We start from the raw sequence: 22,032 nt of genomic DNA, 5'->3' as shown, positions 1-22,032 counted from the left end.
GTTCATCGGCTTCGATCGGCGAAGCATTTTAATCGGCAAAGTCGATTGACCAGAGCCTCCTCAGGCTCGATGTGAGCGCAGCTCGATCACGATGAGCTCGGCGGGCTGGGTTGAGCCGAGATCGATGGATACGGTGTCGTCGTCGAACACCGCGCAGTCTTCGGGTTGCAGGTGGCCGGATGCGACGAGCACCTCGCCGCGCTGGCAGAAGACGATGGTAGCGCTCGCGCTTGTTTCCAGCCGCAGCGGTCCGTTGCACGAGATGCGTCTCACCTCGTGACGATAGGTGTCGCGTCGAGTCATCACGTTGAGATCGACGATGGTGCCGGCGATGAGCGTGGCACTCGTCGCAGACTCGCCAGCGAAGGTGCAGGGATCGGAGTCGTCGAGCAGCAGCTTGGGGGCTTCGTTGCCTACGGTGAGCCGAATGCCCGCGCCTCGAATGACGCTCAACGTTCGCTCGATGCCTGCAAAGGTCGAGAACGGCCCGTCGGCGGCAATGGTCGCGAGGCTGATGCGCCAGTCGATCTCGTTCAAGGGCGCACCGGCCGGTGAGACCAGGACTTCCCGGGTCTCGCCGCCGCCGTTCTTCCAAGGCATGCGCCGATAGTCGCTGGCGCGGAGGATACGCACGATCAGCCGAGGCTCGGCAGATCCAGGCCCATCTTGCGAGCGTGCTCGACGGCGGACTCGTATCCCGCGTCGGCATGTCGCATGACGCCGCTGGCAGGATCGTTCCACAACACTCGACCGATGCGCGCGGCTGCTTCTTTCGTTCCGTCGCAGACGATGACCATACCAGCGTGCTGTGAGAAGCCCATGCCGACACCGCCGCCGTGATGGAGTGAAACCCACGTCGCGCCCGAAGCGGTGTTGAGCAGGGCGTTCAGCAGCGGCCAATCCGACACCGCATCGGAACCGTCGCGCATCGATTCGGTTTCGCGATTGGGTGAGGCGACCGAGCCGGAGTCGAGATGGTCGCGACCGATGACGACCGGAGCGCTCAGTTCGCCGGACGCCACCATCTCGTTGAAGGCGAGGCCGAGACGATGCCGCTCGCCGAGACCGACCCAGCAGATGCGGGCCGGCAGACCCTGGAATTTGATGCGGGCCCGCGCCATGTCGAGCCAGTTGTGCAGATGTTTGTCGTTCGGCAGCAGCTCTTTGACCTTGGCGTCCGTCTTATAAATATCGTCCGGATCGCCAGAGAGCGCGGCCCAGCGGAACGGGCCGACACCGCGGCAGAACAGCGGCCGGATGTAAGCAGGCACGAAGCCGGGGAAAGCGAAGGCGTCCGTCACGCCCTGATCGAGCGCGACCTGACGGATGTTGTTGCCGTAGTCGAAGGTTGGAATGCCGAGCCGATGGAATTCGAGCATGGCCTTCACATGGACCGCCATCGATCGCTTCGCGGCGTCGGCCACGCCGTTTGGATTGGAGGCGCGTTCGGCCTCCCAACGCTCGACGGTCCAGCCGCCCGGCAGGTAACCGTTGATCGGATCGTGCGCCGATGTTTGATCGGTGACGGCATGCGGCCGCACGCCTCGACGCACCAGCTCCGGCAGAATCTCACAAGCATTGCCGCGCAGGGCCACGGATCGAGCTTTGCCCGAACGCGTCGCCTCGTCGATCAGCAGCAGCGCTTCATCCAGGTCCTTCGCGCAGACATCGACATAGCCGGTACGCAATCGGAAATCGATGCTGGACTGACGACACTCGATGGCGAGACAGCTGGCGCCGGCCATGGTCGCGGCGAGCGGCTGCGCGCCGCCCATGCCACCGAGACCGGCGGTGAGAATCCATTTGCCGCTCAGGCTGCCGCCGTAATGACGACGGCCCATCTCGACGAACGTTTCATACGTTCCCTGCACGATGCCTTGCGAGCCGATGTAGATCCAGGAGCCGGCGGTCATCTGACCGAACATCATCAGGCCGCGACGGTCCAGCTCGTTGAAATGCTCCCAGGTGGCCCAGTGCGGCACCAGGTTCGAGTTGGCCAGCAGCACGCGCGGCGCGTCCGGGTGGGTACGAAACACACCGACCGGCTTGCCCGACTGAATCAGCAAGGTTTCATCCGCTCCGAGCCGCTGCAGCGTCGCGACGATGCGATCGAAGCTTTCCCAATCGCGGGCCGCGCGACCGATGCCGCCGTACACCACCAGTTCGCTGGGGCGTTCGGCGACGTCGGGATCGAGATTGTTCATCAGCATCCGCAGCGGCGCTTCGGTCAGCCAGCTGCGGGCGGAGAGGGTGTTGCCGCGGGGAGCGCGTATCACGCGCGATGTGTCGACTCGTGACATGGCGGATTCCTGGATTAGTTGTATTCGCAGAGGCTGGGAAGTTGCAGGCCGGCGGCAGTCGCGATGGAGGAGCTGCGCACCAGCGCGATGGCGGTCTCCATATCAGGCTGCATGTAGCGATCGTCCTCGAGCTTCGGTACGCGATTGCGCAGGGTGGCGCGCACGGCTTCGAGCGCCGGGCTCGATGCCAGCGGCGCATGAAAGTCGCAAGCTTGTCCGGCCGCGAGCAGCTCGATGGCGATCACTGCCGCGACGTTGTCGATCATGGGCAACAGGCGACGGGCGCCGTGCGCCGCCATCGAGACGTGATCCTCTTGATTGGCCGACGTCGGAATCGAATCGACACTTGCCGGGAACGCTTTTTGTTTGTTCTCCGACACGAGGGCCGCGGCCGTCACCTGCGGAATCATGAACCCGGAGTTCAGCCCCGGCTTGGGGGTGAGGAACGCCGGCAGCCCCGACAGCGCGGGATCGATCAGCATGGCGATGCGCCGCTCGGCAATCGAACCGATCTCGCACAGTGCGATCGCGATCATGTCGGCAGCGAAGGCCACCGGCTCCGCGTGGAAATTGCCGCCCGACAGCGCTTCGCCCGTGTCAGCGAACACCAGCGGATTATCGGAAACGCCGTTGGCTTCCGTGTCCAGAAATGTGGCGGCCTGTCTCAGTAGATCCAAACAAGCGCCCATCACTTGTGGCTGGCAGCGCAGGCAGTAGGGGTCCTGCACTCGTTCGTCATTGACCAGATGCGAGGCCCGCAATGCGCTTCCTGCCATCAGGTCGCGTAATGCATCGGCGGCTTCGATCTGGCCGCGATGCTTGCGAAGCAGATGGATGCGATGGTCGAACGGCGTGTCGGAGCCCAGCGCGGCATCGGTGGTCAGTGCGCCGACGACCAAGGCGGTCTGGAATATGACGTCCGCTTCGAACAGCGCGGCGAGTGTCACAGCCGTCGAGAACTGCGTGCCGTTCAGCAGTGCGAGTCCTTCCTTCGGACCGAGGGTGAACGGTTTGAGTCCCGCCAGCGCCAGGCCTTCAACGGCGGGGAGCCGGCCTTTCTTCGTGAATACGTCGCCGACGCCGAGCATCGCCGCGGTCATGTGCGCGAGCGGCGCGAGATCTCCAGAGGCACCGACCGAACCTTGTGACGGCACCACCGGAATGATGTCGTGCGCGAGCATGGCTTCGAGAAAGTCGACTGTTTCATTGCGGACGCCCGAGGCGCCCTGGCCGAGACTGACCAGCTTCAACGCCATCATCAAGCGCGTGATGTTTGCTGGCAGCGGCTCACCGACGCCGGCCGAGTGTGACAGCACGATGTTCTTTTGCAGCTGAACCAGATCGGCGGCTTCGATGCGAACGCTGGCGAGCTTGCCGAAGCCGGTATTGATGCCGTAGACGGGATGACCGTCGGCGACGATCTTTGCGATCACCTGAGCGCTGCGTGCCACGGCCGGTCGACAGGCATCGTCCAGCTTCAGGCTGGCGCCGCGATAGATGGCGCGCCAGTCAGCCAAGGTCACCGAGCCGGGGTTCAAAACAAGGGCGGTCATCGACCTCTCCAGATACGGGCGAATAACGGGTTGAATCCCATGCGATACACGAGCTCGGACAGGCTCTCGACATTCCAGATGGCCAGGTCCGCATGCTTGCCGGGCTCCAGCGAGCCTTTGCTCGCGGCCATGCCCAACGCGCGAGCGGCCTCGCGTGTCACCCCGGCGATGCATTCCTCGACAGTCATGCCGAATTGCGTGGCCGCCATGTTCATCGCCAGCAATAGCGATGTCAGAGGGGAGGTGCCGGGATTGCAATCCGTAGCCACCGCCATCGCTACGCCGTGTTGTCTGAGCCGCGCCACGGGTGGCCGATGTTGATCGCGTAGGAAATAAAAGGCGCCGGGTAACATCACGGCGACCGTGCCGGAAGCGGCCATCGCCGCGATGCTGTGCTCGTCGGTATGTTCCAGGTGATCCGCCGACAATGCATGATGATCGGCGGCCAGTGCGGCTCCCCGCAGATTGGACAGCTGATCGGCATGCAGCTTCACGGGCAGACCCAGTTCAGCAGCTGCTTTGAACACCCGCTGAACCTGCTCGGGCGAGAACGCGATCGACTCGCAGAACGCGTCGACCGCATCGACCAGGCCTTCATTGGTCAATATTCGCAGCATGGGCAGGACGGTGTTGTCGATGTAGTCGTCCTTGCCGCGCGTCGACTCCGGCGGCAACGCGTGAGCGCCTAGAAAAGTGGTCGAGACGGTGACGTTGCGTTCCTGGGTCAGACGGCGAGCGGTCTGTAGCATCTTCCGTTCGCTGTCGAGATCGAGGCCGTAGCCCGATTTGATCTCGATCGTGGTAACGCCTTCGGCCAGCAACGCATCCAGACGCGGCAGAGACTGTTGTATCAATTGCTCGTGACTGGCCTCGCGAGTGGCGCGCACGCTGGAAACGATTCCGCCGCCGGCCCGCGCGATCTGTTCATAACTCACGCCTTGCAGGCGCAGCTCGAAATCCCTGGCGCGATTTCCCGCGTACACCAGATGGGTGTGGCAATCGATCAAGCCGGGAGTAATCCATCGACCCTCGCAGTCGTGAATGTCGGCACCGGCTTTCAGTGCGGAGGGAAGGTCAGCTTCGGGGCCGGCATAAACGATGCGGTCGTCGCTCACCGCCACCGCGCCCCGCTCCACGATGCCCAGGCCCGCCGCGCTTCGCGACAGGGTCGCGAGTCGTGCATCGAGCCAGAGGCGGGGGGTGGGCGGGGGATCGAGGCTCACGGTCGGCTCGGCTCGGGCGGGCGGCTAATGTATAGCCATAAACGTTAATGTATAGGCATAATGAATCGGGATGCAACTGCGGCTTCGGAGAACTCATGCAAACCCTGTTCGCCGATCGGGTGCTCACGGCCGATGGCTGGCGCAATTCCGTACGGCTGCAATTGCGGGCCGGCCGCGTCGCGACCTTGCAAACGCAGGTTCCGGCCGAGCCGGGCGACGAGCGCCATGCGGTCATCGTGCCGGCCTTGGGGAATTTGCATAGTCACGCGTTTCAGCGCGGCATGGCCGGTCTTGCGGAGATCGCTGGCGATGCGGCGGATAGTTTCTGGAGCTGGCGCGAGGTGATGTATCGCTTCGCGCTGCGCATGACTCCCGATCAGCTCGAAGCGATCGCCGCGCAGGCTTATGTGGAAATGCTCGAGACCGGATTCGGGCGGGTGGGGGAGTTTCATTACCTGCATCACGATGCGGACGGTGCCCACTACGCGGACGTTGGCGAGATGGCGGGCCGGATCGCGGCGGCGGCTGAAACGACCGGGATGGAACTATGTTTGTTGCCGGTTTTCTATGCGCACTCGTCGTTCGGTGGAGCGGCGCCCGGGAAGGCGCAGCGACGATTCATCAACTCGCTCGATTCCTATCAACGGTTGCTGGAGCGGTGCCGCCAGCTGCCCGCGTCGACAGTAGGTGTCGCCCCGCATAGCTTGCGTGCGGTCACGAAAGATGAGTTGCTCGCTGTCGCCGACATGGCGCGCTCGGCGCCGATTCACATTCACATCGCGGAGCAGACCAAGGAAGTTGCTGAATGCGTCGCGTGGTCGGGGCAGCGACCGGTCGCGTGGCTGCTCGACAACGCGCCGGTCGATGAGCGCTGGTGTCTGGTGCATGCCACGCATGTCGATGCGCAGGAAATCGCTGGCATCGCGGAGGCGAAGGCTGTCGTCGGCCTGTGCCCGGTAACCGAGGCGAATCTCGGCGACGGCGTGTTTCCTCTGCCCGAGTTGCTGAGTCATGGCGGCCGGCTGGGCGTTGGGACCGATTCGAATGTCCATATCGGCGTGGCTGCGGAGTTGTCGCTGCTCGAGTATTCGCAGCGCCTGACTCAGCGCGCGCGGAACGTGGCAAAGCGAGGTCAACAGTCCACCGGACGCGCTATCATGGAACTCACCCTTGCGGGCGGAGCGCAAGCGCTCGGTGGTGCGGGCCGTATCGAGCAGGGCGCCGCGGCTGACTTTGTGAGTCTCGACTCACAGCATCCGGCGCTGTACTCGCGTGACCGCGATGCGCTGCTGGATGCGTGGATATTCGCGAGTGCCGGCAACCTGGTCGATTGCGTGTGGATCGCGGGCAGAAAGGTCGTCGAGGCCGGAAGGCACCTGGCCCGAGACCCGATCCGAGCCCGATTTCGAACCGTCATGAAGGATTTGTGTAGTTGAGTGACTCAAGCCCTCAGCCCCAGTCGTTGCATCAGCGCATTCTCAACGACATTCAACAGCTGATCCTGACCGGCGCGTGGCAGCCCGGGCACAAGATCCCGGTCGAGCACGAGCTGATGAAGCAGTACAACTGTTCGCGCATGACGGTGAGCAAGGTACTCACGCAGCTCGCTCATGCCCGCATGATCGAGCGGCGGCGCAAGAGCGGCAGCTTCGTCAGCCGGCCGCATTCGCAATCGGCGGTCCTCACGATTCCCGACATCAAGACCGAGGTGGCCGCGCTCGGCATGCCTTACAGCTTCGAGGTTTTGCACAAGGTCCGTCGCAGGGCGAGCGCCGAGGAACGCGAGCTGCTCGGGTTCGAGCGCGCCGTGTCGGTGCTGGAGATCGAGTGTCGGCACCTCGCGGGCGAGCGGCCGTTTTGTTTCGAACAGCGCCTGATCAACCTCGAAGCGGTGCCGGAGGCGGCCAAGGAAACCTTTGAGGAAACGGCGCCAGGTGCCTGGCTGCTGCAGCGGGTTCCCTGGACGTTGGCTGAGCACCGAATTCGCGCCACCGGGGCGGAAGCGCGCAGCGCGAAGCTGCTCGGCATCGAGCGCGGGGCGGCGGTTCTCACCATCGAACGCACGACGCGATCCGCGCAATCGACGGCTATCACCTTCGTGCGTTTGATCTACCCCGGCGATCAGCACGAACTGGTCGCGACCTTCTCGCCCGAGCGGGTCGGGCGATCGGCCCAATAGCGCGGTTTCCGTTTACGCAACGAGTTTGCAGCCTGCGCAATGGGCGGGCTACCATGCCGGTCTCCGCCCCAACGCCGGGAACCGTATGCCGATCGCCAAGCCGGGTGCCTCGCTGAAGCAGCTTCGCAAGACCAATGGCTGGACGCTTGCGGACGTGAGCAAGCGCACCGGCATTCCGCCGTCCACGTTGTCCCGGATCGAAAACGATCGGGTATCGCCGACCTACGATCTGCTGGCTCGGCTGAGCCAGGGGTTGTCGGTGGACGTGGCGCAGCTGGTGTCCTCGGCCGAGGCGCCTGCGCCAGCGATGGCTGAGCAGCAGGGCCGGCGCAGCTTGAATCGTCTCGGCGACGGCGAGCTGATCGAGATGCGGAATCACACGTTGCGGTATCTCTCCACCGATCTGCTGAAAAAACAGGTGACGCCGATCCTGTGCGAATACCGTGCGCGCACGCTGGCAGAGTTCGGCGAGTTCATGCACCACGTCGGCGAGGAGTTCCTGTTCGTGCTCGAAGGCGCTGTCGAGCTGCACACCGAGCTTTATGCGCCGGTCGTGCTCAAGGCCGGTGAGTCCATTTATTTCGACAGCCGCATGGGCCACGCCTATCTCGCGCATGGGCCCGGCGTGTGTCGCGCGCTTTCCATCAACGTCACTCCGCAGGAAGAAATGCGGAAAGCGCACGATGTGGCGGCCGCCCGGGCCCGCCCACCCAGCGAGCCCGCCAGGCCGAAGCGGACCGTTGCCGCGGCCAAACAGCGCCGCCGCCGCCCCTCCTGAGTCATTTCTCCCATTTGACAACCAATTCCAGATGCGCGTATAAAATTCCATAAATGGAATAAATTCTCCATGTGCAACGGAGCCTGCACCCAATAAAACGAGCTTTGGGAGTCACAACCATGATCGATCGAACCCTGCATGGGGCAGTGCTGACGAGTATTGGTGCCTTCGCAATGTGCGCGCAGGCTTCCGCCCAGGACACCAGGAGCGGTCCGGCGCTCGAGGAAATCGTGGTCACCGGTTATCGCTTCCTCAACGAGGACACCAGCGGCACGACCAATCTGCCGCTGCCCATCGAAGAGGTGCCGCAGTCCATCAGTCTCATCAGCAACGACTTCCTCAGAGCCGCCGACATCAAAACGCTGGGTGAAGTGGCGCAGTACACGCCGGGGGCGATTTTCTCCGGTAACGGCGAGGGGTACCGCACTGACATCAAACTGCGCGGCTTCACCAATGGCGAGGCGGTGGATGGCTTGCCGCTCGGCAGCGGCACCTCGGCGAGCGAGTATGACTACGCCGTGGTCGATCGATTGGAGATCGTGAAGGGCCCATCGTCGGTGGTCTATGGCGCTTCGAGTCCGGGCGGCATCGTCAATATCGTCACCAAGAAGGCCACGCCGCAGACGCCCGAATATCTGGCCGTCGATATCGGCATGTGGAATTTGTATCGGATCGAAGGGCAGGCCGGTGGCGCCGTCGACTCGGACGGCCGGATCAGTGCCATTGGCGTCGGCGCCTATGAGCAAGGCGACAGCTTCATCGACATCATGAAGCACGAGCGCACAGTGCTCTATGGCGGGCTGGATTTTGCGATCACCGACGCGCTGAGCGCGTATGTCCGGGGCGGCTTCGAGAGCAATACCCGGACGTCGTTCGATGGAATTCCGCAATTCGAGGACGGCACGCAGCCCAGCGTGCCGCGCTCGCTCTTCATCGGTTCGGGCGACTCGCGCTATGCGATCAAGGGCGATCGCAGCTACGTGAATGCGGGGCTCGACTGGAAAGTGACCGATCTGTGGAGCGTCAGCGTCAAAGGCAACTACACCACCAACGATCAGTCCGGCGCCGCGATCTTCTCCGGCGGCCTGCAAGCGGACGGCACCATCGACCTGTACGTCGAGGAAGGCGTGCACACCGATGAAGAATCTTCTCGGCCGGCATCTCATCGGTCTACAAGCTCGATGACCTGGGGCTCGCCGACAGCTTCATCTCGGTGGGCGCCGTCTACAACAACAGCATCTATGACTCGCTCGGACGCTTCTACTACATCGGCTCCGCCAACATCTTCGAGGGCTCCCGCGCCATCGAAAACATCGTCAATGCCGCGCCGGTGTCGGATGAGACATACACGCTGAAGACCGAGGATTCGCTGCTCACCTATTCGGCGCAGGCCGTGGTGAAAGTCCTCGATTCGCTCACGGTGCTCGCGGGGGCGTCCTATTCGGGCACCGATTACGAGCGGGAGTCGAGCGATCTGGGTCCCGCCTCGTTCGACTACAACGGCGAGGTGAGCTATCGCGGTGGCCTCACGTACGAGTTCCTGCCGGGTCTCAATGGCTACGTTTCCTATAGCGAATCGTTCATGCCGCAGCGACGACGCGACGTCAATGGCACCCCGTTGAAGCCGCTGATCGGCGAGCAAAAGGAAGTCGGCGTGAAATTCGCGCCGCCGGGCGGCCGCTCGCTGTTCACGGCGGCGTTGTTCGAGATCACTCAAAGCAACAAACCGGAATTCGATCAAACGACACCGCTCGGCGACGCTTACAAGGCGGTGGGCGAGGTGCGGCATCGTGGCGCCGAGCTGGAGGCCATCGGTCGCGTCGCGGATCGATGGGAAGTGCATGCCGGCTATGCCTATCTGGATGCCGAGGTCACCAGGAATCCGGAAGCGCCGGAGATGGTGGGCGCGACCATCACCTATTTGCCCAAGCACACCGCGAGCATCTTCACCACTTACGAGGTGCTGGAGGGTTTCAGCGTGGGCGTCGGTGCGCGCTACGTCGCTGCAGTCAACACAACCTATGACGATTCGATCAAGGATCTGCCCGCGTACACCATCGTCGATGCAACGGCTTCATATGCGCTTCGGAACTGGCGCTTTCAGTTGAACGTGCACAATCTGTTCGACGAGAAGTACTACATCAATACCTACGAGACGGTGTACTACGGCAACGTGATCGGCGAGCCGGCCAACGTGTCGGTCTCCGCCCGCTACGAGTTCTGATGGTGCGCTCGCTCCTCAGCCGCCGCTCCTGCGCCGTCGTGCTCATGTCGCTGGGCATGATCGCGACGGCGGCCGGTGCGCAGTACGACGTTGTCTACATCGGCGCGCGTGCCATCGATCCGGAAACCGGCCTGGATGAGATCAGGAACATCGGGATCACCGGCGGCAAGATTGCCGCCGTGTCGACCGATCGATTGCAGGGGCGCCGGACCATCGATGCTCGCGGCCTGGTTGCGGCGCCCGGGTTCATCGACCTGCACTCACATTCGACGACGCTGCAGACCGCGAAGTATCAGGCCAAGGACGGGGTGACCACGCGTCTGGAGCTGGAGGGCGGAGTGTTTCCCGTTCAGGCTTGGTATGAGCAGAAGGCCGGCAAGGAACTGATCAACTACGGCGCGAGCGTCAGTCACAACGAGGCGCGGTTTTATCTTCTGAACGGCGGTGACGAGCAGGCACTCCGACTGCTGCAGTCCGACCCGATGATTTCCTTTCGCAAGGACATCGATAAGGCGCTGCCGGCGGATCAGCGCGACCGCCTGATCGCCGAGCTCGAACGAGGAATGAAGGCCGGTGCCATCGGTATCGGCAGCGGTCCGCAATACGCGCCGGGCATCGATCATTGGGAGCTGCTGGATGTGACCCGGCTCGCGGCAACGAGGCGAACCTGCGTGTTCACGCACATTCGCTACGGCAGTCTGATCGAGCCGGGCAGCACGCTGGAATCGATTCAGGAGAATGTCGCCAACGTGGCGATCACCGGCGGCTGCGTGCACATCATGCATCTGAACAGCATGGGCATGTCCGCGTCGCCGGAGCTGCTGAAGTTGATTCGCGGCGCGCGGGATCGCGGCCTGGATGTGAGCACCGAGACCTATCCGTGGGGCGCATCCAGCGACAGCATCCGTAGCGTGATCTTCGATCCGGGGTGGGAACGGCGCTGGGGCGTCGGTCCGGAGGATCTGCAATCCACCTCGACTGGCAAACGGCTCACTCGCGCGGAATTCGACGCCTTGCGTTCGGGCACGGGCGAGGACGGCGTGCTCATGCATATGAACACCGAGGCAACCATCGTCGCGCTGCTACGAGATCCCGCGATGATCGTGGTCAGCGACGCGGGCAACCTGGAAGCGGGCAAGCTCAGTCATCCACGAACAGTGGGATCGTTCGCGCGAGTGCTGGGCCATTTCGTGCGCGACACCGGCGTGCTGTCGTTGAGCGATGCCATTGCGAAGATGAGCCTCAAGCCGGCGCAGCGTTTGGAAGCGTTTGTGCCGGCCATGAAGCACAAGGGACGACTGCAGGCCGGCGCCGATGCCGACGTCGTGTTCTTCGATCCAGCAACGGTGCGAGAACGAGCGACCTACCTGGACGCCATGCAGTCCTCGGCAGGATTTCAGTACGTCATGATCAACGGCGTGCTGGTGGTCGATCGCGGCAAGTTGGTAGAGAACGTATTTCCTGGCCAGCCCGTGCATGGCCACTATGGTGAGTAGGGGATAGACAATGGCAGCCGTTCCAGCGCTCCACACGGCGCGCGTCATCCAGGTGCCGCAGCCTTATCTGCTGTTTCTGGGCCACGCGCAGGAAACCACATTCATGAAGACGGCGCTCGGTCTGCGCGACTGGGCCCACGATCTGTGTATCGGCGAGTATCGCTGCGAGTCGACCAAGGTGAGCATCGGATTGCCTCATCTCGATCCCGCGAGCGCCTATCGAGCCGGCGCGCGATCCCTCGTGATCGGAGTGGCGAGCATCGGCGGTGCGATCGACGAGCGCTGGATCGATTATCTGGTGCGTGCTCTCGAAGCGGGCTTGGATATCGTGAGCGGCGCGCATTCGAGGCTGAGCAGCTCGCCGATCTTGAAGAAGACCGCGGATCGTCTTGGCAGGGCGTTGATCGACATTCGCGTGCCGCCAGTGGGAATTCCGGTCGCGACTGGACGCAAGCGCACCGGCAAGCGGTTGCTGACGGTCGGCACCGACTGCGCGCTCGGCAAGAAGTACACCGCGCTGTCGTTGCAGCGACAATTCCAGGCACGGAGCCTCGATGCGGACTTTCGCGCCACGGGCCAGACCGGCATTCTTATTTCCGGCGCGGGCATTCCGATCGATGCGGTCGTGAGCGATTTCGTCGCCGGCGCGGCTGAGATGTTGAGCCCGGATGCTGCCGAAGACCATTGGGATGTGATCGAGGGGCAGGGCTCGGTGTTTCATCCTTCCTATGCCGGAGTGTCGTTGGGGCTGCTGCATGGCTCGCAGCCGGACGTGCTCGTGCTGTGTCATGAAGCAGGACGCGAGCGCATCGTCGGGCTCGAGAACTATCGGACGCCGGATCTGCGTGAGGCCATCGATCTGACCGAGCGGCTGGCGCGGCTGACGAATCCGAAAGTCCGTTGCGCCGGCGTATCGTTGAATACGTCGCGACTGACTGAGCCCGAGGCCCGGCAGTTGCTGAGAGAGGTCGGCGTGAGTTTGAATCTGCCGGTGGCCGATCCCATGCGGCCCGGTCACGAGCTGGATCGACTGGTCGACGCCTGTCTGGCATAGGAAACATATGTCCGCTACGAGACGGATGGCTGCGGCGCTGATCACCGCGTGGTTGCCCCTTGCGAGTGCCGCCACCGATGAGCGCATCAAACCGGCGCTCGAAGAGATTCAGAAACTGGTCGCTGCGTCGGGTGACGGCCCGGGGATAGCGATCGGCGTCAGCGATCGAGAGCGATTGCTCGGCGTCGTGGTGCATGGGTACGCGGACGTGAAAGCCGCCAGGCCCGTGACCGCCGATACGAAGTTTGCGATCGGCTCGATCTCCAAATCGTTCACCGCCGTCGTGCTGCTGCAAATGGCCGACGAGAAGAAATTCGACGCGGCCGCGCCGGTGAACGAGTATCTGCCGCAGTTTCGAGTGAGCTCGAGCTATCCGGCCATCACCGGGCATTCGATGCTCAACCACACCTCCGGGCTGCCGAATTACCTGCCGCATCTGTCTTCGATGCGCTACGTGCTCTATGCCTTGCACGACTTCCAGCCGACTTACGCGCCCGGCGAGCATTTCGAGTATTCAAATACGGGCTATCAGGTTCTCGGTTACGTCGCCGAGCGCATCGATGGCGCTTCGTTTGCTTCGATTCTCAAACGTCGCGTTCTGGAACCGCTCGGGATGCGCGCGACCGAGCCGCAGATGGACGACACCGTCAGGCAGTCGCTCGCGGTCAGCTATGAGCGCTGGCCATACGATGGCAGCTATGTCGAGGCCAACTGGTTTCCTTACACGGCCGCCGACGGCGGGATCGCGAGTGACACCGAGGATTTCGGCGCGTATGTGAGATTCATATTGAACCGGGGCGCCGGGCCGAAGCGAAGAATTCTGTCGCCGCGTGCTTTCGAGGCATTCATCACGCCGGCATTGGAGGACTACGCGTACGGCGTCAACGTGTCGCGAACGGCGGGGCAGACGGTCGTCGGACACGGCGGCTCGATCTACGGCTTCAACAGCTACTTCGAAGCGCACATCGACGAAGGCTTCGGGCTCACGTTCTTGAGCAACGCGCGGCTCGATTCGGAGCTGGTGGGACGAGTCATCAGCATTGCGTCGAAAGCGCTCGGCGGTAACGGGCAGCCCGCGACCTATCGAAAGTTCAATCCGCCGCCCCAGGACTCGATCGATACGTCGCGGTATGAGGGAACGTATCGACGTGAAGACGGTGCGCGCGTCGTATTCTCGAAGGGGAACGACGGTCGATTGCTCATGCGCCCATCGGACGGCAAGCAAGTGGAGCTGCGGAGGATGGGGCGAGACATTTATGGTGGCAGCGAAACGGGTGCCTACCTGTTCCCAGGCGATTCGGAGATGTCTCACGGCGCGGACTGGTACACGAAGGAGGGCGCCGCCGTCCGCGAGAATGTCACGATGCCGGCTGAGTATCGGGCCTACGTGGGGCGGTACCAGAATCATAGCGATGAAGGACCGGACGTGCGGGTGTTCGTGCGTCGGGGGCGTCTGATGGTGACGCCGGCGACCAGCCTGTCGTTTGCGTCCGAGCTGGTGGCCGTCAGTCCCGGAGTGTTTCGACCCGAGTCGCCGTCACACAGCCCTGAGCGCTATCGATTTGATACGCTCGATGACGGAGTGGCGCTGCGTCTGCAAGTCACGGGCGTGCCGCTCTATCGGGTGGACTTGCCCTGACAGGGGACCGCATGAGTGTTTTGATTCGGGTGCTGGCGCTGGGCCTGCTCGTCTGGACCTCGCAGGTGCCAGCAGGCATCGATGCGCCGCCGTCGAGCCCGCGGCTCCAGCAATTGGTGGCCGCCGTTGCTGCTGGAGATCGAGCCGCGGCCGGCAACTTCTGGCGCTCTGTCGACGAATCACGTGCGCCGCTGATCGAACACGCCGAGGGCGCCGACTCGCCCGATGTGCTGATGACATTTCTATGGCGCGGGCTGCCGGATCAGGGCGCGGCCAACGTGCGCGTGATTCCCGGCGAGCTGACTCCGTGGGAACAGGTCGGCGATCCATTGCAGCGACTGGCCAGAACCGATGTCTGGTATCGCACGTATCGAATCTCACGCAAGGCCCGATTTACTTACTACCTGGCCTGGCCGGAAGGCGCTACGCCACGCACCGACACCATTCATCGGCTCACCGCAGGCAACGGACTCGTTTATGAAGCCGTGGTCGATCCTCGCGCCCGTTGGACTTACGCGCAGGAGCGCGACGGCGTGCGCAAGCTCTTCTCTTATGCCGAAGGGCCGGACGCACCGGTGGAACCCTTCGTCACATTCAGAGAGGGAATCGCGCGAGGCAACGTCGAGACCTTCGACGTCGACAGCAGGATTCTCTCGAATCAGCGCAAAGTGTCCGTCTACACGCCGCCGGGCTATCGGAAGCAGGGCGCGGCGTATGGTCTGTTGCTGATGTTCGACCGTCTCTCCTATACGAGCGACGTGCCGACGCCGACAATCCTCGACAACATGCTCGCCGACGAGGCGATACCGCCTATGGTCGCGGTGCTGATCGACTCTCGTGTGACCAACGATCCGGATGGCGACGCGCGCAGCCGGGAACTGCCGCCCAACGACAAGTATCAGAGCTTCCTGCGCGACGAACTGCTGCCACTGATCCGGAAGCGCTACCACGTGAGCGCCGACCCGAATAGAAATGTCGTCGCCGGTTCCAGCTATGGCGGGCTGGCGGCGACCTACACCGCGCTGAGCAATCCCACTGTGTTCGGCAACGTCGTTTCGCAGTCGGGTTCGTACTGGTGGAGTCCAGAGTGCTGCCAGTCAGTGGACAAGATGGTGTTCCTGTCCGAGAACGCCGGCTGGATGATCAAGAAGGTCGCCTCGCTGCCGCGCCAGCCGATTCGTTTCTACATGGATGTGGGCGCGTGGGAGTCCGCGGACATGCTCCTGCCCAATCGAATTCTGCGATCCGTGCTCGAAGGTAAAGGCTACGAGGTGACGTATCGCGAGTTCATGGGCGGGCATGACTATGTGATCTGGCGAGGCACCTTATCCGATGGTTTGATCGCGGTGATCGGGACTAAGCGCTGAGCTGTTCGAGCGATTCGATGGGACGAACCTCGATACCGCCGCCGAAGATCTCGCCCAGGTGCGTGCCGGGGTGGAGGCGGGCGATCCGGACCGCTTCGTCCATGTTCTGCGCTTCGACGATGAAGAACGCGCCCCACGGTTCCTTGGTCTGTTCATAAGGTCCGGCTTGCTCCGTTACTCCGCTCTTGCCGGCGCGCACCGTCCTGAATTCGTTTGGCAGGGCCAGCGAACCAATCAGCGATACCTTGCCGGAGGCTTTGAGCCGGGCGTCATGAGGCGCGCACAGCTCGCCGATTTTCTGGAAGTCGCCGGGCTGCAGCTTCGCGAAGCCTTCGAGATCGTAGTAGCAGACACCGATGAATTTCATGGCCCCTCCGGGTTGACTGGTTGCACTCTGCAAGTGGTTGCGACTGTAGCCAGACCAGTTGCACAATCGCAATTTCCGGCACTTTCTTGGGTTCGATCAGCTGTGCGCCGGATCCGACTCACAAGCAGAAGTTGATTTACTCTGACCGATGCTGCTCGCCGCCACCTATTCCATCGCCATGCGTTCGTACGGAACGCAGAGCACGCTCGATACTCACGACTACTCTCAGCTCGTGTTGCCGTTGGCGGGCGAGCTGTCGATGGACATCGCCGGGCGCGGAGCCGTGTTGGATCGAACGGTTGCCGCCTATGTCGAAGCGGGTTCCCGGCACGATCAGGTGAGCGACGTTGCGAACCGTGCGCTCATTCTGGATCTGCAGCCTCGCGATCTCGATGCACGAACCGCGGATCGTCTGGCCTCACGTCCGTACATGTCGATGACGCCGGAAGCGGCCAACCTCGTCGACTACATGGGAACGTCGCTCACCAAAGGACGCGTGCTTCCTCACAAGCTGAAGCTCTGGGTTCCCTTGCTGGTGGATGCGCTGCTCGGCGACGAGCCGCAAATACCTTCACGGCTGGCTGCGTTGCTCACTGCCATGGAGAGCGATCTCTCCAAGCACTGGACGGTCGAAATCATGGCGCAGCGGGTGGGGGTCAGCGCCAGCCGGCTGCATGCCATTTTTCAGGAATCGCTCGGCAAGTCGCCTCGCGCCTGGCTCACGGACCTGCGTCTGGAGCAGGTCTGTCGCCTGTTGATCCATACCGAGCTGTCGATCGCCGAGCTGGCTTATCGTGCCGGCTACGCGGATCAAAGCGCCTTGACCCGCGCCATGCGCAAGGCGACCGGGCTGACGCCAGCGGCCTATCGCCGGCAGACGAGAGTCCGGGACTAAACCCCAAGAGTCCCGGTCAAGACCGGGCGCCCGGCCTGGACCTATCTTGCGAGCATGGGCAACGACAGGCGGACAATTGCAGGCGTCGCGTATGGTATCGGCGCGGGGGCGCTCTGGGGACTGGTTTTCCTGGCGCCGGAGCTGGTCCGCGAGTTCGGCGCATTACAGCTGACCATCGGCCGCTATCTGTTCTACGGATTGTTCTCGGCGTGCCTGCTCGCGCCGATCTGGCACAGACTGGTACCGAAGCTGGGACGACACGAGTGGCTTGCGTTGGGTTGGCTGGCGCTCGCCGGCAACACGCTTTACTACATTCTGTTGTCGAGCTCGGTGCGCCTGGGCGGGATCGCGATGACGTCTCTGATCATCGGCTTCCTGCCGGTTGCGGTCACCATCATCGGCAGTCGCGACCAAGGCGCGGTGCCGCTGCGCCGTCTGATTCCATCACTGACGCTCAGCGCGCTGGGCGCAGTCTGCATCGGATGGCAGGCACTTGCCGGGCCAGCCTCGGGGGCCGTTACGAAACAAGTGATAGGACTGCTGTGTGGCGTTGGCGCGCTGGTATCGTGGACGTGCTACGCCGTTGGCAACAGTCGTTGGCTGGCGCGACTCGATCACGTATCCGCGCATGAGTGGAATCTGCTCACCGGCGCGGTGACGGGAGCTCAAGCGCTATTGCTGATTCCTGTCGCGATGGTTCTTTCCAGCGATTCTCATTCGGCGCTCGCGTGGACCAGGCTCGCGGGTGTGTCGGCGGGCGTGGCCATTCTCGCCTCGATGTTGGGCAACTCGTTGTGGAATCGCATGAGCAAGCTGCTGCCGCTGACGCTGGTCGGGCAGATGATTCTGTTCGAGACGCTGTTTGCGCTGATCTATGGCTTCCTGTGGGAACGGCGCTGGCCCACCGCGCTGGAGTGCGTCGCGTTCACGCTGGTGGTTCTCAGCGTCGTTTCCTGTCTGGCCGCGCATGCCAGGTCACGTGCGCGGCCGACGGCAGCAACGATCAGTTCTTGCTCTTCAGCCAATGCGTGACTTGTTCACGCAGCATCGGCAACGTCACTGAGCCATTCTCCAGCAGCACGGTATGGAACTCGCGAATGTCGAAGCGCGAGCCCAATTTTTCCTGAGCCTGTTTGCGAAGTGCGAAGAATTCCAAGGCGCCGGTGTCGTAGGCGGTGAGCTGACCGGGCCACATGGCTACTCGATCCACTAATGCCTTCGCCGTGTTGTCGTCGAAGCGGCCGCTCTCGGCGACGAACTTGACGGTTTGCTCGCGCGTCCAGCCGAGCAGATGAATGCCGGGGTCTACGACCATGCCGCGCGCCGGCCATAAGCGTCGATTCGCGAGGGCGTAGTTGGAGCTGTACAGGCCCATTTCTTCCGCCAGCGCCTCGGCGTAACGCGCCCAGCCCTCCGAGAATCCCGAGTTGCCGACCAGACGCGTGATTGGATGAGCGGCGGGGCGCTCGGTCGCGAGCGCGAGCTGCAGATGATGGCCCGGGTACGCTTCATGAAACGCCGTGATCTCGGCGTTGGCGCGCGTCGTTTGCTGATAGGGGAACAGCGTGATGCGATACATGGCCGGCCGGCTGCCATCCTCGGCCGCGGGCCAGTAGCTGTCGCTGGCGGTTTGTTCCAGAAAGTCCGGATACGGCTCGACGATGACTTCCGCCTTGGGCACGCGAGAGAACCACTTCGACATGTGGTCTTTCGCGCGGCCCACCGCAGCCTGCGCGTACTTCAGCAACTCATCGCGGCTGGTGAAGTGGTTCGCGGGGTCTTGTTTCAAACGCTCCAGCAACGTCGGCAGATCGTTGGCCTGGAAGTCCTTCTTGCCGATGGCCAGCGCCGTGGCCAGATTGCGTTCCACTTCGCGCCGGCCCAGCTCGAAGGTTTCCCTGGCGGGGCGATCCAGCGTCGTGTAGCTGCGGAAGGACGCCTGATAGCATTGCTCGCCGTTCGGATGCGCCTTGATGGCGATGGATTCGCGCGCCTTGCCCAGGTATTCGTTCTTCAGGAACTGATTGTAACGTTCCACCACCGGCTTGATCTGACCGCTCAGCAAGGCGGCCCAGGCCTTCTTGAACTCCGGCGATTCGTCGCGCGACGCCGGACTGTACATGGGCCATTCCTCGACGGGCTTCGCGAGGATGGCATCCAGCTGCTCGATGAACAGCCGCACGTTCGCTTTGGGTGTGGTGTAACCAGCGCGCAGGCCTTCGCGCAGGTTATCCAGCTCATTGTTCAAATAGCGCGGCAACTTGCCCCAGCGAGCCAGTGCCTCACGACGCGCCTGTTCGGAGCCCACCGGCTGGATGGCGGCGAGCTGAGTGGTCAGGAACGGCCAGCCGGACATCTGATTCACCGGCCACAGCTCGTACTTGCACACCCGCAACTGACGCGACGATTCCACCGCTTCACGCAAGAAACCCAGCACCACCCATTCGGGTGTGCCAAACAGTTGGGCGGCATCGATCCCGGCCAGCTCCTTCGACCAGCCATCTTCCAGCGCCTGCCAACGTTTCAGCCCGGCCGGCGAGTTGTCGCTCAAGCCATCGTGATGTTCGAGCGTCATGCCGCTGAACACGGCCGACTCAGGGAAGGTCTTCACATACTCAGCCACATAGTTGTCCGCGAGCGTGACAACCCGAGCCGCGGTGTTCTGATTCGGTGGCGCCGATTGCTCCGCCGTGTTCCCAACTCCCGCCCACAACGCAACCATTGCCGCTACCGTCGTGCTCAACGTCTTCACTGGCGTCCCCCGTCGCAATTGGCATTACGACGCGCATTCTCGCAAACAGGTTGCGCGAGGCGCCACTAATCTCCGGCGGGTCTGTTCAGCGACCTTTGGGCGCGGCGGGAGCGGCGGAAGAGATAGATGATCAGAGCGAGCGCGGCCACGAGGCAGAGGATGGGGGCGAGGATCGCGAGCACCGAGATGGTCGCGGCGCTGGCGGTCTCGGCGGTACTCACGACTGGGTTGCCCAACCCGCCGGTGAGTGCGGTGCTCTTGACCCGGAACAGGGCGGCTCCGGCTTTGGTGAGGCCGGCGATGCCTCCGCCCGCAATGAGCGCGATGGGCCAGCGTGCTTCCGGCGGCAGATCGACCATGACCGATGCGCTGGCCACCACGCCGGCGACAACCGCTAACGGCCCCGCAAGCACATCGAGCAGATGATCGACGCCGGGAATATAAAACGCGGCGGTTTCCAGAACGGCCGCGGTCCCCAGGGCCAACAGGGCGGGCGTGCTTTGCAGCCACGCGAACGAGTCGATCAGCGGGATATAGCCGGCGCGGGCGGCCAGGCCGGCCACCAGCAACGGCACGAACACGCGAAAGCCAGTCGCCGCGGCCAGGCCGATGCCCAGCGCGATGCTGAAAAACGTGCTCAGCGAGAGGTCCACGGTGAGTAAGGATCGGACGGCAGATTCTGTTCCCGCAGTCTAGCCTGAATATCGATCAGCCCGAAACGCTTCAGCAGCTTGCGTAGCACGTTGCGCGACATGCCGAGCAGCTTCGCGGTGTGTACCTGGTTGTGGCCGCAGAAGACGAAGGCCCGGCGCACAGTGAGTTCCTCGATTCGTCGATGCAGATCCGGCGGTGGCTCGTAGAACAAGCGTTGCAGCTGATACGAGATGAGATCGAGCGGAGCTGCGTTCGCGGCTCCGCCGAACGCGCCCGGCAGGTTCGCGAATCTCAGATCTTGGGACTGAATCTCGCCGTCCGACGCCAGCAGCACTGCGGCGTGCACCACGTTCTCGAGCTCGCGAACGTTTCCCGGCCAGGAATGGTGCTGCAGCGTGCGTGCCGCTTCAGCAGCGAGCAGCGGTGGCGGCGCATTCAATCGCCGGCTGTACACGGAAACAAAATGCCGGGCGAGCGGCAGCACGTCGCCGGGACGATCGCGCAACGGCGGCAGGTTCACCGTGATCACGTTCAGACGATAGAACAGGTCGGCGCGAAACCGTCCGGCGGCGATGGCTTCGGGCAGATCGACGTTGGTGGCCGCGACCAGCCGCACGTCGATGGCAATCGGCTTGCGAGAACCGACCCGAACGACTTCACGTTCCTGCAGAACCCGCAGCAGTTTCACCTGTAGCGCGTGCGGCAGATCGCCGATCTCATCCAGAAACAAGGTGCCGCCGTTGGCAGCTTCGAACCATCCCGCGCGCGAGTCTGTTGCCCCGGTGAACGAGCCGGCCTGGTGACCGAACAACTCGGATTCCGCCAGCGACTGAGTCACCGCGCCACAGTTCACCGCGATGAACGGCCCCTCGCGTTCACTGCGTGCGTGCACGTGGCGCGCCAGCAATTCCTTGCCAGTGCCGGTTTCGCCGACGATCAGGATCGGCGCGTCGGCGAGCGCGACCCGATTGATCTGAGCGAGCACCTGTTGGGATTTGGGATCGTTGAAGATGACGGCCTTGTCGATTTCCAATGCCGTGTCATTTCTCGTTGTCACTTGAACGCGTCCGCTTTGCCAGTGCGCGCAGTATCGCAGCGAGCTCGGGTGAAGAAAAAGTCGATGTATGCATTTACTCATGGGGGTGTGCGATCGGCAGCAGCGGGCTGCTTCTATCGGAGCACCGGGTTACGCGCGGTGATTTGTTCGTTACTGAAAACAAACGTTGCCGATGATCCGAACGAGGCAGGCGCCGGCGTGGCGCTGACTCAGGTGCAACAGCTGAATGCCATTGAAGGGTGGGGCTCAGGTCGCTATGACCATATGTGATTTTTTCATGTGAGCAGCAGAGACTGTTAACTACGAGGTTTGAGCGCTTGCACGCGGCGCCCGGCTGACTCGCCGACTTCGCTGGCATAACGGTTGCTCTCTTCAGCCGCCTGTAGGTTCACGCGGATTACGAGAGTCATGTTCAACAGAGCTTCGAGAGTTGTCAGTCACCGACCAGGGATATCCACCGTAGCGGCGAGCGCGCTGCTGCCATGCGCGCTGTG

Annotated in this window: 20 protein-coding genes; 12 read left to right on the top strand and 8 right to left on the bottom strand. The window is 63.0% G+C overall.

Translation table 11 applies throughout. The features are described from left to right. Window positions 1-60 precede the first annotated feature (60 nt). From EKO19_RS19360 to hutI, 4 genes are read right to left on the bottom strand one after another with little or no spacing between them, the layout of a single operon-like run. Window positions 61-633 carry a HutD/Ves family protein gene (locus EKO19_RS19360; RefSeq protein WP_129778087.1) on the bottom strand — a complete coding sequence of 191 codons (573 nt, stop codon included), beginning with the start codon at window positions 631-633 and terminating at the stop codon, window positions 61-63. A gap of 2 nt (window positions 634-635) precedes the next feature. Further along, window positions 636-2,300 (bottom strand): urocanate hydratase, encoded by a 1,665-nt coding sequence (hutU, locus tag EKO19_RS19355; protein WP_129778086.1) that lies wholly within the window; start codon window positions 2,298-2,300, stop codon window positions 636-638. Between the two features lie 14 nt (window positions 2,301-2,314). Continuing rightward, window positions 2,315-3,853: a histidine ammonia-lyase gene (gene hutH, locus EKO19_RS19350; protein WP_129778085.1), complete on the bottom strand. Its 1,539-nt coding sequence runs from the start codon at window positions 3,851-3,853 to the stop codon at window positions 2,315-2,317. Continuing rightward, window positions 3,850-5,076 carry an imidazolonepropionase gene (hutI, locus tag EKO19_RS19345; RefSeq protein ID WP_129778084.1) on the bottom strand — a complete coding sequence of 409 codons (1,227 nt, stop codon included), beginning with the start codon at window positions 5,074-5,076 and terminating at the stop codon, window positions 3,850-3,852. The genes hutH and hutI overlap by 4 nt, the downstream gene beginning before the upstream one ends. A gap of 95 nt (window positions 5,077-5,171) precedes the next feature. On the opposite strand from hutI, the gene EKO19_RS19340 reads away from it, so the two are divergent. The 9 genes from EKO19_RS19340 to EKO19_RS19300 all read left to right on the top strand — a co-directional run bounded on the left by EKO19_RS19340 (window position 5,172) and on the right by EKO19_RS19300 (window position 15,813). Then, window positions 5,172-6,512, top strand: coding sequence for a formimidoylglutamate deiminase (locus EKO19_RS19340; protein ID WP_129778083.1), 1,341 nt, complete (start codon window positions 5,172-5,174; stop codon window positions 6,510-6,512). After that, window positions 6,509-7,255, top strand: coding sequence for a histidine utilization repressor (gene hutC, locus EKO19_RS19335; RefSeq protein WP_129778082.1), 747 nt, complete (start codon window positions 6,509-6,511; stop codon window positions 7,253-7,255). The genes EKO19_RS19340 and hutC overlap by 4 nt, the downstream gene beginning before the upstream one ends. Before the next feature lie 85 nt (window positions 7,256-7,340). Beyond that, a complete protein-coding gene (locus EKO19_RS19330) occupies window positions 7,341-8,033 on the top strand; it encodes a helix-turn-helix domain-containing protein (protein WP_129778081.1) in 693 nt (230 codons plus the stop codon). Window positions 8,034-8,152: 119 nt separating this feature from the next. Beyond that, entirely contained in the window at window positions 8,153-9,388 is a 1,236-nt protein-coding gene (locus EKO19_RS19325; RefSeq protein WP_129778080.1) for a TonB-dependent siderophore receptor, read from the top strand. Next, window positions 9,364-10,257 (top strand): TonB-dependent siderophore receptor, encoded by an 894-nt coding sequence (locus tag EKO19_RS39205; protein ID WP_407676659.1) that lies wholly within the window; start codon window positions 9,364-9,366, stop codon window positions 10,255-10,257. The genes EKO19_RS19325 and EKO19_RS39205 overlap by 25 nt, the downstream gene beginning before the upstream one ends. Next, entirely contained in the window at window positions 10,257-11,753 is a 1,497-nt protein-coding gene (locus EKO19_RS19315) for an amidohydrolase family protein (protein ID WP_129778078.1), read from the top strand. Before EKO19_RS39205 ends, EKO19_RS19315 begins: the two co-directional genes overlap by 1 nt. Before the next feature lie 10 nt (window positions 11,754-11,763). Further along, window positions 11,764-12,807 carry a DUF1611 domain-containing protein gene (locus tag EKO19_RS19310; RefSeq protein ID WP_129778077.1) on the top strand — a complete coding sequence of 348 codons (1,044 nt, stop codon included), beginning with the start codon at window positions 11,764-11,766 and terminating at the stop codon, window positions 12,805-12,807. A 7-nt stretch (window positions 12,808-12,814) separates the two neighbouring features. Beyond that, window positions 12,815-14,446 carry a serine hydrolase domain-containing protein gene (locus EKO19_RS19305; protein WP_129778076.1) on the top strand — a complete coding sequence of 544 codons (1,632 nt, stop codon included), beginning with the start codon at window positions 12,815-12,817 and terminating at the stop codon, window positions 14,444-14,446. Between the two features lie 11 nt (window positions 14,447-14,457). After that, window positions 14,458-15,813 carry an alpha/beta hydrolase gene (locus tag EKO19_RS19300; protein ID WP_129778075.1) on the top strand — a complete coding sequence of 452 codons (1,356 nt, stop codon included), beginning with the start codon at window positions 14,458-14,460 and terminating at the stop codon, window positions 15,811-15,813. Here EKO19_RS19300 and EKO19_RS19295 read toward each other — a convergent pair. Beyond that, complete coding sequence (locus tag EKO19_RS19295; RefSeq protein ID WP_129778074.1) at window positions 15,803-16,180, bottom strand: YciI family protein; 378 nt, start codon at window positions 16,178-16,180, stop codon at window positions 15,803-15,805. The two genes, EKO19_RS19300 and EKO19_RS19295, sit on opposite strands and share 11 nt — an antisense overlap. A 148-nt stretch (window positions 16,181-16,328) precedes the next feature. Here EKO19_RS19295 and EKO19_RS19290 point away from each other — a divergent pair, with 148 nt between their 5' ends. Further along, window positions 16,329-17,075, top strand: a complete 747-nt coding sequence (locus EKO19_RS19290; protein WP_129778073.1) for an AraC family transcriptional regulator — start codon at window positions 16,329-16,331, stop codon at window positions 17,073-17,075. A 54-nt stretch (window positions 17,076-17,129) separates the two neighbouring features. Then, window positions 17,130-18,107, top strand: coding sequence for a DMT family transporter (locus tag EKO19_RS19285; RefSeq protein ID WP_129778072.1), 978 nt, complete (start codon window positions 17,130-17,132; stop codon window positions 18,105-18,107). Here the strand turns inward: EKO19_RS19285 and EKO19_RS19280 are convergent. From EKO19_RS19280 to EKO19_RS19270, 3 genes are all read right to left on the bottom strand, one after another. Continuing rightward, a complete protein-coding gene (locus EKO19_RS19280) occupies window positions 18,079-19,827 on the bottom strand; it encodes a DUF885 domain-containing protein (RefSeq protein WP_129778071.1) in 1,749 nt (582 codons plus the stop codon). The genes EKO19_RS19285 and EKO19_RS19280 overlap by 29 nt on opposite strands. Before the next feature lie 65 nt (window positions 19,828-19,892). After that, entirely contained in the window at window positions 19,893-20,480 is a 588-nt protein-coding gene (locus tag EKO19_RS19275; RefSeq protein ID WP_129778070.1) for a DUF4126 domain-containing protein, read from the bottom strand. Continuing rightward, window positions 20,465-21,538, bottom strand: coding sequence for a sigma-54 interaction domain-containing protein (locus tag EKO19_RS19270; protein ID WP_217705456.1), 1,074 nt, complete (start codon window positions 21,536-21,538; stop codon window positions 20,465-20,467). The genes EKO19_RS19275 and EKO19_RS19270 overlap by 16 nt, the downstream gene beginning before the upstream one ends. A gap of 48 nt (window positions 21,539-21,586) precedes the next feature. On the opposite strand from EKO19_RS19270, the gene EKO19_RS38625 reads away from it, so the two are divergent. Next, the gene (locus EKO19_RS38625; RefSeq protein WP_175597075.1) at window positions 21,587-21,808 is read left to right on the top strand and encodes a hypothetical protein; all 222 of its coding nucleotides are present in this window, start codon (window positions 21,587-21,589) and stop codon (window positions 21,806-21,808) included. Window positions 21,809-22,032: the final 224 nt, after the last annotated feature.

Origin of the sequence: Peristeroidobacter soli (assembly GCF_004138485.1) — a bacterium.
Taxonomy (GTDB): domain Bacteria; phylum Pseudomonadota; class Gammaproteobacteria; order Steroidobacterales; family Steroidobacteraceae; genus Steroidobacter; species Steroidobacter soli.
Note: the sequence above shows the minus strand (reverse complement) of the source record. Positions and strands in the feature narration are given on the sequence as shown.

Excerpts from the sequence above, each read along its gene's own strand:
- hutH (WP_129778085.1), bottom strand. The coding sequence starts at position 3,853 with ATGACCGCCCTTGTTTTGAACCCCGGCTCGGTGACCTTGGCTGACTGG.
- EKO19_RS19340 (WP_129778083.1), top strand. The coding sequence starts at position 5,172 with ATGCAAACCCTGTTCGCCGATCGGGTGCTCACGGCCGATGGCTGGCGC.
- EKO19_RS19330 (WP_129778081.1), top strand. The coding sequence starts at position 7,341 with ATGCCGATCGCCAAGCCGGGTGCCTCGCTGAAGCAGCTTCGCAAGACC.
- EKO19_RS19300 (WP_129778075.1), top strand. The coding sequence starts at position 14,458 with ATGAGTGTTTTGATTCGGGTGCTGGCGCTGGGCCTGCTCGTCTGGACC.
- EKO19_RS19290 (WP_129778073.1), top strand. The coding sequence starts at position 16,329 with ATGCTGCTCGCCGCCACCTATTCCATCGCCATGCGTTCGTACGGAACG.
- EKO19_RS19325 (WP_129778080.1), top strand. The coding sequence starts at position 8,153 with ATGATCGATCGAACCCTGCATGGGGCAGTGCTGACGAGTATTGGTGCC.
- hutU (WP_129778086.1), bottom strand. The coding sequence starts at position 2,300 with ATGTCACGAGTCGACACATCGCGCGTGATACGCGCTCCCCGCGGCAAC.
- EKO19_RS19315 (WP_129778078.1), top strand. The coding sequence starts at position 10,257 with ATGGTGCGCTCGCTCCTCAGCCGCCGCTCCTGCGCCGTCGTGCTCATG.
- EKO19_RS19310 (WP_129778077.1), top strand. The coding sequence starts at position 11,764 with ATGGCAGCCGTTCCAGCGCTCCACACGGCGCGCGTCATCCAGGTGCCG.
- EKO19_RS19305 (WP_129778076.1), top strand. The coding sequence starts at position 12,815 with ATGTCCGCTACGAGACGGATGGCTGCGGCGCTGATCACCGCGTGGTTG.
- EKO19_RS19285 (WP_129778072.1), top strand. The coding sequence starts at position 17,130 with ATGGGCAACGACAGGCGGACAATTGCAGGCGTCGCGTATGGTATCGGC.
- EKO19_RS19295 (WP_129778074.1), bottom strand. The coding sequence starts at position 16,180 with ATGAAATTCATCGGTGTCTGCTACTACGATCTCGAAGGCTTCGCGAAG.